The 13722-nt window shown below is 35.7% G+C and carries 13 protein-coding genes and 1 pseudogene; 3 read left to right on the top strand and 11 right to left on the bottom strand.

What is annotated here, in order from left to right; all coding sequences use genetic code 11:
- Positions 1-43: 43 nt before the first annotated feature.
- Positions 44-556 (top strand): PCYCGC motif-containing (lipo)protein, encoded by a 513-nt coding sequence (locus tag AC1Q6O_RS11425; RefSeq protein ID WP_008178374.1) that lies wholly within the window; start codon positions 44-46, stop codon positions 554-556.
- Between the two features lie 185 nt (positions 557-741).
- Here the strand turns inward: AC1Q6O_RS11425 and AC1Q6O_RS11420 are convergent, their stop codons facing one another.
- The 6 genes from AC1Q6O_RS11420 to AC1Q6O_RS11395 form a co-directional block, all read right to left on the bottom strand.
- A complete protein-coding gene (locus tag AC1Q6O_RS11420) occupies positions 742-2781 on the bottom strand; it encodes a cellulose biosynthesis cyclic di-GMP-binding regulatory protein BcsB (RefSeq protein ID WP_089986126.1) in 2040 nt (679 codons plus the stop codon).
- Positions 2781-4052 (bottom strand): glycosyltransferase family 2 protein, encoded by a 1272-nt coding sequence (locus AC1Q6O_RS11415; protein ID WP_008178379.1) that lies wholly within the window; start codon positions 4050-4052, stop codon positions 2781-2783. The genes AC1Q6O_RS11420 and AC1Q6O_RS11415 overlap by 1 nt, the downstream gene beginning before the upstream one ends.
- Positions 4045-5487, bottom strand: a complete 1443-nt coding sequence (locus tag AC1Q6O_RS11410; RefSeq protein ID WP_342530009.1) for a DUF2334 domain-containing protein — start codon at positions 5485-5487, stop codon at positions 4045-4047. Before AC1Q6O_RS11410 ends, AC1Q6O_RS11415 begins: the two co-directional genes overlap by 8 nt.
- Positions 5477-6334: a diguanylate cyclase domain-containing protein gene (locus AC1Q6O_RS11405; RefSeq protein WP_008178382.1), complete on the bottom strand. Its 858-nt coding sequence runs from the start codon at positions 6332-6334 to the stop codon at positions 5477-5479. The genes AC1Q6O_RS11410 and AC1Q6O_RS11405 overlap by 11 nt, the downstream gene beginning before the upstream one ends.
- Positions 6315-7376 (bottom strand): glycosyl hydrolase family 8, encoded by a 1062-nt coding sequence (locus AC1Q6O_RS11400; protein ID WP_239355465.1) that lies wholly within the window; start codon positions 7374-7376, stop codon positions 6315-6317. Before AC1Q6O_RS11400 ends, AC1Q6O_RS11405 begins: the two co-directional genes overlap by 20 nt.
- A 271-nt stretch (positions 7377-7647) precedes the next feature.
- Entirely contained in the window at positions 7648-8184 is a 537-nt protein-coding gene (locus AC1Q6O_RS11395) for a hydrolase (RefSeq protein WP_090002531.1), read from the bottom strand.
- A 522-nt stretch (positions 8185-8706) separates the two neighbouring features.
- On the opposite strand from AC1Q6O_RS11395, the gene serC reads away from it, so the two are divergent.
- The gene (serC, locus tag AC1Q6O_RS11390; RefSeq protein WP_089986129.1) at positions 8707-9795 is read left to right on the top strand and encodes a 3-phosphoserine/phosphohydroxythreonine transaminase; all 1089 of its coding nucleotides are present in this window, start codon (positions 8707-8709) and stop codon (positions 9793-9795) included.
- Between the two features lie 267 nt (positions 9796-10062).
- Positions 10063-10422, top strand: a complete 360-nt coding sequence (locus AC1Q6O_RS11385) for a hypothetical protein (protein ID WP_008178390.1) — start codon at positions 10063-10065, stop codon at positions 10420-10422.
- A 195-nt stretch (positions 10423-10617) separates the two neighbouring features.
- Here AC1Q6O_RS11385 and AC1Q6O_RS11380 read toward each other — a convergent pair whose 3' ends face one another.
- From AC1Q6O_RS11380 to AC1Q6O_RS11360, 5 genes and pseudogenes are all read right to left on the bottom strand, one after another.
- The gene (locus AC1Q6O_RS11380; protein WP_492401227.1) at positions 10618-11040 is read right to left on the bottom strand and encodes a hypothetical protein; all 423 of its coding nucleotides are present in this window, start codon (positions 11038-11040) and stop codon (positions 10618-10620) included.
- A gap of 59 nt (positions 11041-11099) precedes the next feature.
- Positions 11100-11602 (bottom strand): annotated as a pseudogene (locus AC1Q6O_RS11375) (IS1595 family transposase); the annotation flags it as partial.
- 68 nt (positions 11603-11670) lie between these two features.
- Entirely contained in the window at positions 11671-12099 is a 429-nt protein-coding gene (locus AC1Q6O_RS11370) for a Fur family transcriptional regulator (protein ID WP_008178397.1), read from the bottom strand.
- Complete coding sequence (locus AC1Q6O_RS11365; protein ID WP_043990478.1) at positions 12096-12959, bottom strand: metal ABC transporter permease; 864 nt, start codon at positions 12957-12959, stop codon at positions 12096-12098. Before AC1Q6O_RS11365 ends, AC1Q6O_RS11370 begins: the two co-directional genes overlap by 4 nt.
- A 14-nt stretch (positions 12960-12973) precedes the next feature.
- Positions 12974-13720: a metal ABC transporter ATP-binding protein gene (locus AC1Q6O_RS11360; protein ID WP_089986131.1), complete on the bottom strand. Its 747-nt coding sequence runs from the start codon at positions 13718-13720 to the stop codon at positions 12974-12976.
- Positions 13721-13722: the final 2 nt, after the last annotated feature.

The following is a 13722-nucleotide window of genomic DNA, read 5'->3' as shown; positions in this document are numbered from 1 at the left end:
ATGTTATAATGGAAGTATTGTAAACATGTAGGAGGCGCTATTGTTGAAGAAAACGGTTTCTATTTTTATTGTTTTAGCGTTAATGTTATTAAGTGCGTGTGGAGAAAATAAGAAAAATGTTGAAAATGATCATGTAGCTACAGAAGGTGAAACTTCCCATGAAGGGGATAGTCATGCTTCAGGCGATATTCAGGAAGAAACAGCTTCAGCAAATGTTCTTCCAACGTTTTTAGAGGGTAAACAAGAAAATATTCGCTTGGTTTATCAAGTTGCTGGACAATCTACAGAAATTCTTGAATGGATGCCATGTTATTGTGGATGTGGCGAATCTTCTGGTCATAAAAGTAATTTAAACTGCTTTATTCAGGAAAAACGTGAGGATGGATCCATCGTCTGGGATGATCACGGTACTCGTTGTTTAGTCTGCTTAGAAATTGCTGTACAATCGGCTAAAATGCATCAGGATGGCAAGAGTCTAAAAGAAATTCGCCAAATCATTGATGAAACTTATAAAGAAGGCTATGCAAAACCAACACCAACTGATATGCCGGCATAAAAAAGCAAAATCCATCGAGAAGTTCATTCTCGATGGATTTTGTCATTTTTTCTTCTCTTTCATTTCCAATATTCGGTAAACCACTGTCAATCTCAATATAAGTTACCACATTGTAAAAAAAGACTGTAGGCAAACGGCAAACTCAACATTCAATGAGCTTGCCTACGCTTAACGCGACTTTGCTTTTATTGTTGCACTTGATTTTTCTTTCTTTTGCGAAGGATGACATATAGGATCACTGCAATGACAATTATTAATCCTATAAATTCGGCAATTAGGACCAATGAAATTTCACCTTTTTTATCTGTTTTCACATCAGTATTATTAACGTTTTGATCTACTGCTACGACAAATTGCCCCTCTTTTGTTTCAATTGCTGCACCTGCTTGTGAATCAGTCTCTTTCAAGTGTGCATAAAAGTCTCCTTTAATAGAGGCATTCTCAAACGATTGTATCCATAATAATGGCTGAGTGTTCTGCCAAAAGTTTTTAGTCATATAAGCATATTGACCAATTGCCTCAGGTAAAAAGCCTTGTTGAATTAGTTGTTCAGAAGAATTTGGAATTTGGCTAGCATTTTTGGATAGCCATTTCAGCTGCTTCATGTCTCCCATAAAAATGACCGCATGCTTTTGTAAAGCTTCTTCGGTGACATCTTTGTCCTGCATAAGTGTGATATTGGCCATTTTGCCATTCATCATTAATGCCTTATACATAGATAGCATCTTTACATCATCCATGCTTTCATTATTAGGAATCACCATTAATGTATGATCATGAAAGGAATTCGGAAAATCACGTAAAGTAAAGGTTGGTTCAGTGGCATCTTTAGTGATCGATAAAGAACTAGCACTATCTATATATAACCAATAACGTTCATTCGTTGTTTCACATGGGTCCTCTAATTGAAAGCCTGTTACTTCAAATTGAATATCTGTCATAGATTGTTGATTAAGAACATTAGTTTGAATAGGTAGTAAAGCCTCATACATATCTGTAGTAGTTTGCTTTAGCTTTCGTAAATCTACCGAATGTGGGACATTATTGATATAGGCAATCAATTCAAGTTTTCGATCATCATCATGATTGTCTGGTATACTAGCTGATTTCTTTAACACTAATCGCATGACCGCTTCCTTATTGGCCTCTAATTGTGGCAAGGACACATAATAATGTGGGGTCATAGTTAATTGGCTAGACAAGGTTTGGTTTTCAAAGCCAAACTGCTGAAAGGAAATGGTTGAATCTGAAGTACTGTCTATTTTCGGTAAATCTTTAATGGCTAATGTATTTCCTATTAATTGCCCGGATAATCTAGATTCTGTTAAAAAGGATAATCGTTCCTCAATCGCTTTCCCATTCGTTGAAGTCACAGCCAAAATAGGTACCCGTTCATTTGAATCTGTATTAAGTAATTCCTGCATAGATAATGTCATGGTGTCGTCACTAACATTGATTTTATCTAATACATTTTTGAATAAGCTTGTACTAAATTCCTTTTGTGCGCCTAAGATAACAATAGGCCCAGACACTTGATTGACCGCATCTTCACGTTTAATCTGAACATTTGTATCACCATGCTCTGATAAATAAGCAGAGAGCTGGTATCCACTGTTTAAAGTTGCTTCAGAAGCTTGCTTTGGTAAAATAACTGTTGTTGCATATCCCTCATAACTCAAAAATGCAGTTGGATAACTAGTTAATGCCCATGCTTGGCTCTCCTCGCTAAAAGCTGACATGGAAGATAGTATATCGATACGTAACCAATTACCGGCATTACCAGGTGGCACACAAATACCTTCTTTTAGAATTCCATAAAAACTTGCAGTAATCTTGTGAGTCCCTTTTAATAAAGCCTCTTTTGGAAGATTAACGACAATCGTTTGCTTAAGTAAATCTGCTTTCAATGGCACCGTTTTGACCGCTACATCATCCACTTTCACGGTAAACGAGGATGGTGCTATAAGTAGCTCTGAATGTTGAATTTGAAAAGTAGCCTGCTGGCCATTTTGTTTCACATCATCTACTAGATTATAATAAAAATCTCTTGATGAGGATGGACCCTGTAATTCAATTGGCTGTGATAATAAAGGCTTGTTTTGCTTTTGATTGCCTTCTATCGCCATTGTTTTATCATCTACGGTAATGGTAGCCGCAACAGCGTCATTTGTAATACATAAAAAGCCTATAAAAAATAAAAGTATAGAGAAAAATTTGGCTCTCATTATTCCGCTCCTTTATCTGTTTGCTTTGAAAATCGTTCTGTTTTATACCATTGCACTTCTTGCCCAGTAAACATGCGCTTTATTTCTAAAAATAATGACCATACGACTAGTACAATCCACATTTGGGAATACGTAAAATACATAAGAATGACATATAAGAAATTCTTTCTATTCATTTCAGTTTTTTCAATACTTAAGGTAATCATTACTTCTCCTAAGAATAGTAAAAAGGCTAAAACCCATAAAACAAGGGCAATATCGCCAACGGTCAAACCAATGTCATAAAATAAATTAATAATAAATAAAGCATTGGATAAAATAACGCCAAAGAAAAATAAGAAATACGTAAAGAAGAAGTAAAATAAATCAAATATAATACTTTTTCTTTTTAAGGTGAAAAATTGACTTAAAAACTTCAGAACTACATATTGATTGCCCCTTGCCCATCTTGTTCGTTGTTTCCACCAAACTTTTAATGTCTCGGGCTCCTGCTCCCAAGTAATAGCCTTTGGGAAAAATCGAATATGATAGCCTAAGTTATAAACACGGATAGTCAGCTCTGTGTCCTCTGCTAATGCTTTTACATCCCATCCACCTAACTGCTCTAAAACTGTACGGCGAATGGCAAAATTAGTACCAGGAATGGTTGCTACCTTAAACCATTTCCAACGACCACCCTGAGCCATCCACTGGAAGCAAATCGTTTCTATATTAATAAACCTTGTCAACCAAGTTTCAGTCGCATTAATGACGCGAAACTTCCCTACAGTGGCCGCAGCTTTTGGGTCATTTATGAGACCCATTACTAAGTACCAAACTGCCATTTTTTCAGGTGTATTATCTGCATCATAGACCACTACAATGTCCCCTGTAGAATCAGCTAACGCAGAGTTTAATGCCGAAGATTTGCCCTTCCCTTTGTTAGGCTCCACGGTTTCAATCACTCGAATAAATGGAAATTTTTCAGCATACTGCTTGGCAATATCACCAGTTTCATCAGAGGAATTATCATTAATGACAATCACCTCTAATTTATCTTTAGGATAATACAAACGAGACATAGCCCGTAAAGTCTGCTCAATTACGAGTGCTTCATTATGAGCTGGTATAAAAACACTGACAGAGGGTACATGAGTCATTTTTTTAGACCACTCATCGATTGGTTTTTCAAATGAACGGAAATGTAAATAGCCCCCCTCCATTAAAAACATGTGGTAGAGCAGCATAATCCAAATGAGGAAAAGTGAAATAAAAAATAATAGATTAGCCATTTGTCTTCCTCTCCTCAAATAATCTCTTACGCAATGTAATTCGTAATCGTAAGGTACTTATAAAAAATAATGTAACAAACAAGGATACAACAAAGACAAGGATCCATAAAATTAATTCGAATGGCCGTTCATCAAATGAAATTTTTAAACGCTCTTTTTTAGAAAAAGATAAGTCAATGGTCTGTTCACCATCTTTATGTTGGACGATGGAAACATTCTCTGACTTTACTTGTTGGTTTGTTTGTCGGAAATTCATGAGTTCTATTTGCGGATGTCTTTTTAGCACATCAACAAGTTCTTGAGCATAAGAAGAATTTACATAAGCAGGATATTGAATACCGATAATGGAACTAGGAACCTGTAATAGTAAGTCTATTTTTCGTTTGACAGTATATAAAGGATTGCTGTCTGTATCAGGAATGATCCCTACTGTCATTGGATAGATGGTGCGGTTGTCCATTTTTGTGATATATAATGATGGACTATCTTCCGGGATACTCCCTTTAAATAAGCTATTCTCATCACGGCTTATAGATGGATAAATATTCCGTAATGCTAAATAATCAAGATTATTTTCAGGTGAAGTAGTGGAAGAAAGGATAAATGGATAACCTTCATTTTGTAGCTTTTGCAAATAACTTAATAATTTTTTATTATCATGTAAGTAATATATATTTTTTTCATATTCATCCATTAATATAGGTGTTACTTCAAGTGCAATCGGCACCCTATTTTTAGTGAATGCCTTCACTACCTTTTCTAACTTTCCCACATCTGTTTTCATATTAATATCTGATACAACAATAAAAGCTGGATGTGACTGAGGCTTGGGTAATTGCAATAAATCGCCCATGAGGGTAGGCCATTGATATTGTAAGGTTCCTCTATTCACAAAATCTCCGATATACGACCAATTGTTCTTTTTAACAACAAAAGGATAGGATTCATTCATTGAGGAGGCTCTTTTCAAGACTTCGAAATCAGCAGATGGTAATACACTTTTCCATCTTACAGGGTTGTCTAAACTTTCTTCCCCAATTGTTCGGAGCTCAATTATTTGACCTTGCTGCCATTTAGCAAATGGGCTGAATTGAAGAGCATTTTCACCAATCAAAATCGCAGAACCTTGAAAATGATTCACAGCAGCTAAAGCCTTCTCAGGAATAACTGTTGGATACGCGTTAAAAATAACAATCCGTTTATAACGTTGCAGCATCTGCTCTTCTATTTCTTCAATCGCTAAAACATCCACGGACGTATATACTTGAAGCATCTCTTGCAATGCTATAACATCACGATTTGGTTGCTGAGTACTTGTGACAAAGATTAATGCTATGTCTTTGTCATCTTGTGCAGCAAATGCTGTCTCACTTGATATGAAAGTATAAAAACAAAGCATTCCAATGGCGAACCATAAGTTGTATTTAGAGCGCACTTGTTTTCATCTCTCTTTCCAATTCTGTTAAAAGCTCATCAAATGTTGTTTCCATCAATGGTCGATAGGTCATAAAGCTTGTTTTATAATTGAGTGTGACCCATTTGCCATTGACCAATTGATGATTTTTTAATGCTTGATCTAGTTTGTCATAAATGACTTCCATATGCTGGTCTGTTGTATCGATTAGCAACAACCCTATATGATTTTCACGAAACCGAAACTTTTTATCCGTTTGTCTGACCGTTTGTTGAATTCGTTGGGAAAGCTGTTGCCATAAATGCTGTACCTCTTTTGCACCATACAGCTTTTGGAATTTATCATAATTTTCAAGCTTTAAAACCATAAAAACAAAAGTATGTTTATGTCGGTCTGCCCTACGCATTTCTTCATTGACGCTTATACGCATTCTCGTTTCATTATCAAATCCTGTTTCCACATCAATGGCTACATAATTTCTAACATCCTCTTGCAGTTTTTTTAAATAGTTTCCCTGTTCACTCATTAATTCATGCACCTTTCCAGCACAAAGAATGAGGATCAATAGTAGAATCCCGTAGGCGAAAAACATTTGCATGGAAAAAGTAGGATTTAGAAAAATTACAGCTCCTGCTATTCCTGTATATAGTAATGTCGAGCCTGTAATAAAAATAAAGACGAGGCTACTCACAAGACCAAATACTGTCCCTCTCCAAAGTGTAAGTACGATGAGAATCATTAAAAAGGAGTACAATAATAAGCCTTCAGCATCCTGACGGAGTAAAAAATAAGCTGGTAATTGTAACAATAAAATAAGTAATATTCCATAACCTAAAATAGCTTTATTTCTATTTATTGTGGTACGCATTTTCTACCTCCCTTTCTGCTAATAGTGGTAGTAAATTATCAAAACTATGCGTTGACTTTGTATGTTTATCGACATAGCCTGATGAAGGATCTTTTAGAGCTGTCATCTTTTCCATGAATTGCTGAGCTAATTGCTGTTCGTTTAATGCCAGCATATATCTTGCTGCCATGGCATAAACAGCTGGCGATTCAAAGTTAACGGTCGGTTGATTCGTTTGGGCACTGTAACGACCATAGAGTTTACCGTCTCTCTTCAAAAGGTTTAATAGCCAGTTTTTAAATGGCATTGTGTCCCCATCCATCGAAGCAAGATGATAGGCCGTATATAATTGATCGATCATGTGCAATTCCTCGTCGAACACATAGCTTTTAGTGGCAAGGTCAAAATATTTTGGGAAAAATCCTGCCTCAGCTATTGGGGCATTTTGTAAAATGTCTAACTGATGTTGAACTTGTTGCTGGGATAATAGACCATGCTGCTCCATTTCATAAAAAGCAGATGGCATAATATAGCTCATGGTTAAAGCTGTTGCTTTATCATGGCTATTAACATCGACATAATCGACAAACAGTTCTTGATTCATCCCATACTGAATCAAATTATCTCCAATTTGTTTACCCAATTGTTCATAATCTGAATCATGCCATTTCTCACTGGCATCCAGTAAAACACGGATGATACGTAAATCATCAATCAGTGCATTGACAGAAGCTTTTTTAGTACCATCTAATCGCCAAACAATAAAGTCGTTTGACAAAAAATACGATTTCAAGACATCGACTTGTTCATCAAAACGTGCCTGATCATCTTTTTCTACTAGATAGGCAAGCCATAAACCAACCGATTCAGATAAAAACACATCCTTTTGGGTATCTATATCTGTGCGTAATAAACCTTTTCCATTCATTAAATCTTCGATGACAAATTGTTCCGTCGGTGAAGTAGCAGGCACTTTTTGTAACGCTACCTCTTTTTCTGTACAGCATATTAAAAGAAAAACAACACTAACTATTAACAAAAACCATTTAAAATTTTTTATCATCGTCATCTTCCTCATTAATAGTTATTTTTCTATTATGAAATCCCGATTTTATATTATAGTATACAATAATTAGAAAGGCTAAGCTTTTATATGAGTAGAGTCATACTTTAAATATTCTTTATAAAAAAAGATGCCCAAAAAAGGTCTATAGACCCATCAGGCATCCCGGATTTATTCTATAAAAGCTATATTTTTTGGTAATTTCCTATTTAAAGCAAAAATTGTTATTACTATTTTTTTGAACACGGACCAATGGGGTCATTTATGTCTATTACTTCACAAGCTGTAAAATTGTTTTAAAATGTTCATGGTCTGCTCGTTGCAAAAGCTCATATAAAATCATCTCCATACTAGTTGGATAAATACCAAGGGCACTCATCTTAGCTAATCCGACTTCCTTATTTGCTTTTGTTCGAGATGAAACAGCATCTACCACTACCTCAACTTCAAATCCTTGTTCCTTTAGTTGTATAGCTGTTTGGTAAACACAAATATGCGTTTCAATACCAGTGACAATAAATTGAGAACGTCCACTTTCCTTCATCGCTTTCACAAATTCCTCTTCCTCACATGCACTAAAAGCCATTTTAGCAATTGCTTGTCCTTGAAGATGTTGTGCTATATCAAGTGCTGTACCGCCTAAACGACTCGGATTTTGTTCTAGCCATAAAATAGGTACTTCCAGTGCTTGCATTGCTTGTATCAGCTTAGCAATGTTTGCAATCGTTGCTTCACTCTCATCAACAATTGTTGCTAGCTTTCCTTGCACGTCAACGACTACTAAACAAGCTTCTTCTACTGTAAACATCGTGAACACCCCTTTTCTATTCTTTATTTATTATACAAAAGCTCACTTTAAAATGGGTTTATTTAAAATCCTATCGTACATATTGATTCATCGTCTGCATAAATAAACGTTATATTTTATATTCTAGCCGTTCCATATCTCCACGAGCATGCCCTTTTCCGCAGCTACTAAAATCCGAACATTAAATGGATTGTAACGGATGAAATTTATTTCAATTACGAAAATTCCAACTTTATTCCTGATAAAACTGTACTTTTCGTTCGTATTTGAATTAAAAACTCCTGCTAATTGTGTACATTTTGTTGCGAGGTTGTCGCTATTCTGCTCAAATATTAAGAATTTTATTTTTTCTCTTGAAAATTAAGTTATAATCCAGTAAAGTTCTGTTATCCCGCTTTAATGGTCCTATAGCTAATGATGTCTCTTAGACGATTAAAGCTCGATCAGGACAATGTATATTCAGCAGTTTATAGCCACTGGATAAAAATTTCACTTATTAATCAAACAAGGAGTGTACCCACTTTGACACAACGTGCATACAATTTCAACGCAGGTCCATCTGCACTGCCCCAAGAAGTATTAGAAAAAGCTCAACAACAATTAGTAGACTTCCGTGACTCAGGTATGTCGATTATGGAAATGAGCCATCGTAGTGCCATTTTTGACGAAGTACATAACGAAGCTATCGCCTTATTGAAAAAGCTATATGCGATACCAGAAAATTACGAGGTCTTATTTTTACAAGGGGGGGCTAGCCTGCAATTTACAATGGTGCCAATGAACTTCCTATCTACTGATCAAAAAGCAAGTTATGTATTATCAGGCTCTTGGTCTGAGAAGGCATTCAAGGAAGCAAAGTTTTTCGGTACACCTGTGGAAGCTGCTAGTACAAAAGAGAACCAATACCGCCATATTCCTGCCCTAGCAGACATTCAATTTAATGAGGATGATGCCTATGTGCACATCACTTCTAATAATACTATTTACGGTACACAGTGGAAGGATTATCCAAATACAGGAAATGTACCTTTAGTGGCCGATATGTCTAGTGATATTCTTTCAAAACCAATTGATATTCAAAAATTTGGACTCATCTATGCAGGTGCTCAAAAAAACCTAGGTCCTTCAGGTGTAACAGTTGTCATTATTCGCAAAGATCTTCTTGAAAAAGCGAATAAAAATATCCCTACAATGCTTAAATATACAACACATGCTGATAGTAATTCTTTATATAATACACCACCTACATTTGGTATCTATATGCTAGGTGAAGTGTTGAAATGGGTAGAATCTAATGGTGGAGTCGCTGCAGTTGAGAAGCACAATGAATTAAAGGCTAAAATTATTTATGATGCTATTGACAATAGCAATGGATTCTATAAGGGGCATGCAACTCCAGAAAGCCGTTCACTTATGAACATTACATTCCGCGTTGCCGATGAGGAACTTGAAAAACTATTCCTAGCGGAAGCAAAAGCAGCTGGCTTTGTAGGGCTAAATGGCCATCGTTCTGTAGGCGGCTGTCGTGCTTCAACATATAATGCTGTGCCATTAGAGGCTTGTGAAGCTTTAAGAGACTTTATGGTCGATTTCCAACAAAAACATCAATAATCTTATAAAAAATGACGATGATTTACGTTTCTGTAATGACTCGTCTTTTTTTGTTTGTCGATGATAATCTATCCCCATACAACTATCATTATAAAATTTTTATAGCAAATTTTTCTTTTAGGGCTTTGCACATAGCCTATTCTTTTGAGAAAAATATAGATTTTTAAGCGGACTATCGGACAGATTACCAGCCTCAATCTATTTACCAAACATAGATTATTACTGTAAGGATACCCTTACGAAAATAGAGGAAGGGAGGTCTGGACGATGGAAGATAGACGATATACAACACAGATGAACTGGCAAGGCTGTAAATGTCCAAAAAAAGAAGAGAAATGTTGTCCACGTAAAGAAGAAAAATGCCCTTGTCAAAAAGAAGAAAAATGTACACCAAGAATGAGCAGTAACTGTAGAGGCTGTATTTGTCAGCAATTACGGAAATTAGAGCTTGCGACTAGACTAGATATCTTTTTATCTGGAGGTATTAGCTTCTTAGGTGTGACTTTCATTTCTTTCGATCCACGCAATTGCTGTGCTTACTTCCTTGAAGCAGGTGCGGCTGCTACTTCTCCTTTAATTGTAGACTGCAATCAAATTGTTGCGATTCGTAAAGTAGCAGTAGCTTAATAAAAATAGAGAGGGTACATCCTATTTGGAACTACCCTTTCTTTTACATAAGGCTCTGTTAAATTTAATTGTTGATTTTTTAAAAATTATTATGGGAACCTGATTTGTTGAGGTTTCTCATTCTTATTCAACTAACACTACTTACTTTAATAAGTTTAATAAGAAAAAGTGCTATGCTCATTTTGAGTTGAGCCTTTAGTTTTCTATTCGAATAAAGCATTTTTCATATATATCAATTGCTTCAATTTGTAGGTCATTTAAATTAATTTTCAACTCATCCTCACGTTTTTCATCTTCTTCACCTAACCAACAAATAAAAACTTCACAAAAATCGCCTTGTGGAAGCAATCCTTTTAGTAAGTGACATAAATAAAGAAAAGTTATTTTGGATTTTTCGTAGTTGTGTGGTGAATAAGTCTTTTGATATTCATTCATCTCCCAAATAGGATGACCTTTTTCAGATACTTCATAAATATAGGGCTTAGTAAAATGCTTCTGCTTAACTACATTACGATTTTTTTCTTTAGAGAAAACATAATCTATTTCAACCTCATCCTCTGTATAATATTCATTTAGTTTTACTGTAAAATTTAATCCAATATAAGTTGCCATACTCATTTTCATAAACTCCCTGCTGTTTAGTTGTTCAAGTAAATTGCCTAAGAATTAATTAAATATTACACATTGAATTTCGATATCTGCAAGCTTCGATAGGTTTCAGTCATTTCAAAAATAAATGATGTCAATAGAAATTCTTTGATATTGTGTTTTGTACTTTCGTTACTATGACTATCTATATATAAGAACCAAGCAAGGTAATTATCAAGGTATTTAGTAGCTACGCCTTTAAAACGATTTATCCAATGCTTTACACGCGAATGAAGTCCGTTAACTTTTGAATATGGTACAAACCTTTAATAACGTAATTTTCATCGTCTAATTTAATGCGATAATGCTCTATTCTTTTTTCATTTGCATAAGTTTTATAGGCTCTCCAAGCATCTGTAATAAGTACATTATTAGGCGATAATTTAGAGCCTATCATACCATCAACCTTTGTTTTCACCACACGCCCCAAACACGCTACTTTTGAAACGGTCGCTTTAGTTCGGTCTCTAGCGACAAGAACACAGACTTGTTCATTACTTATCCCTCTATGCTTAGATTTACCGCCAAGCTTTTAAAAGTTATTAATTTTCAACATTATTCTTTAACAGAGCCTTACATAAAAAAAACTCTGTCCATTTTTTAATGTGACAGAGTTTCATGCTTACAATCCGGGCATTTCCCATATATTTCAAACTTATGATTTTCAATTTCATAGTCGGGAAGCTTTTCTCCTAGCATTTCCATCGGACAAAGGTTGAGCTCTTTAACATTGCCACAATCCATACAAATAAAATGATGGTGATGATGTGCAGATTCACAGTGCATTCGGAAATTACGTTCTCCAGATAGCTCTGTTTCCTCTAAAATCCCTAGCTTCACAAATGTAGCAAGGTTACGATAAATGGTATCAAAGCTCATCCCCGGAAAATCTTTTTTTAAAACATCCAATAAATCACGGGCTGTTAGATATTTATCTGTTGCAGCAAACATATCTAATATTAACTCCCGCTTATCCGTTTTTTTATAACCATTTTCTTTTAAAATTTCCCACGCTCTTGAAACATTCATTGTGCTACCTCCCCTTGCTTCGCAGCCATTTTAAATGCTACTTTCTTTCCAAGGATCACAAGTAGCAATATTAAAATCGAAGTGACAACAATCGTACCTCCTGGCGCTAAATCTAAATAAAACGCACTAATCAGGCCGATTAATACTGCCGTTTCTCCAAAAACAATAGCATAAAAGATAGTTTGCTTAAAGCCCTTTGCCAATCGCATTGCAGCTGCAACAGGTAACGTCATTAATGATGATACAAGTAAAATTCCTACAATGCGCATACTTGCAGCAATGACAAGAGCCGTCACAATCATAAACAATAAATGCACCCAACGTGCTGGAAGGCCGCTTGCTTTTGCATATTCTTCATCAAAGGATAGAACGAATAATTCCTTAAAAAATAAAAACAAAAAGAGGATAACTACCCCAGCAATTCCAATCACCACCCATAGATCCTGGCGTGATACGGCAGATACTGAGCCAAACAGATAACTCATTAAATCTGTGCTAAAGCCGCTGGCAAGCGATATAAAGATAGCGCTTATGCCTATGCCGCCTGACATAATGATCGGTATAGCTAGCTCCTCATAGTGCTTATATAAACGTCTTAGACGCTCAATTAATATAGAACCACTAACAGATGCTAAAATTCCTAGATAAATAGGGTTGAGCAAAGCGAAGGCGGTCACAGATTGGCTAATATATAAGCTCCCTGCTATTCCAGCAAGTGTGACATGTGACAAAGCATCCGCAATTAGCGATAACCTTCTTACTACAATAAACACGCCTAATAGAGGGGCAAGTATGCCTATTAATAATCCAGAGAAAAAGGCATTTTGTAAAAATTCATAATGTAAAATTGCTTCAATCATTGTGCCTTCTCCTTCTAATGAATCTTTCTTACAGAATGGCCATACCAAGCATCTAGCGCACCCTGAGAAATATTATCAAATTCATTTTTGTAGCCATGGAAGTGAATGGTTTGATTTAAACAAGCCACATGGCTAATGCGATTAGATACGGTATCGACATCATGTGTGACAAGAATCATTGTAATTCCCTGTTCCCGATTTAATTTCGCCAGCATATCATAAAATGACTGCACGTTCTCGTGATCAATACCAACAGTCGGTTCATCTAAAATAAGTAATTTGGGATCACTGACTAAAGCTCTCGCAATAAAAACTCGTTGTTGTTGTCCACCTGATAGTTCACCAATATTACGATGTTCAAATGCATCCATACCAACTGCCTTTAATGCTTCTCGAACTTTTCCTTTAGCTTCTCGTCCTGGTCTTTTAAAAAGCCCTAATTTTTTCGTTAATCCACTTTTCACGACCTCTTGCACGGTTGCTGGAAACCCTGAATTAAAGGCATTGGATTTTTGCGAAACATAACCGATCCATTCTCGATGTTTAAAAGTTGCACTTGGTTCACCAAAAAGCTTTATTTCTCCTGAAAGAGGCTTTAATAAACCTAAAAGGATTTTTAATAATGTTGATTTACCCGAACCGTTTGGGCCGAGTAGCGCTAAAAAATCGCCCTCTTCTACACGAAAGGAAATATTTTTTAAAACTTGTGTATAGTCATATTGAAATGACACATTTTCAATGTCAATTAATGTTGTTTTCATGC

Source organism: Lysinibacillus sp. GW823-FHT06C08 (genome assembly GCF_058795135.1).
This window is presented reverse-complemented; position numbering and strand designations above follow the sequence as displayed.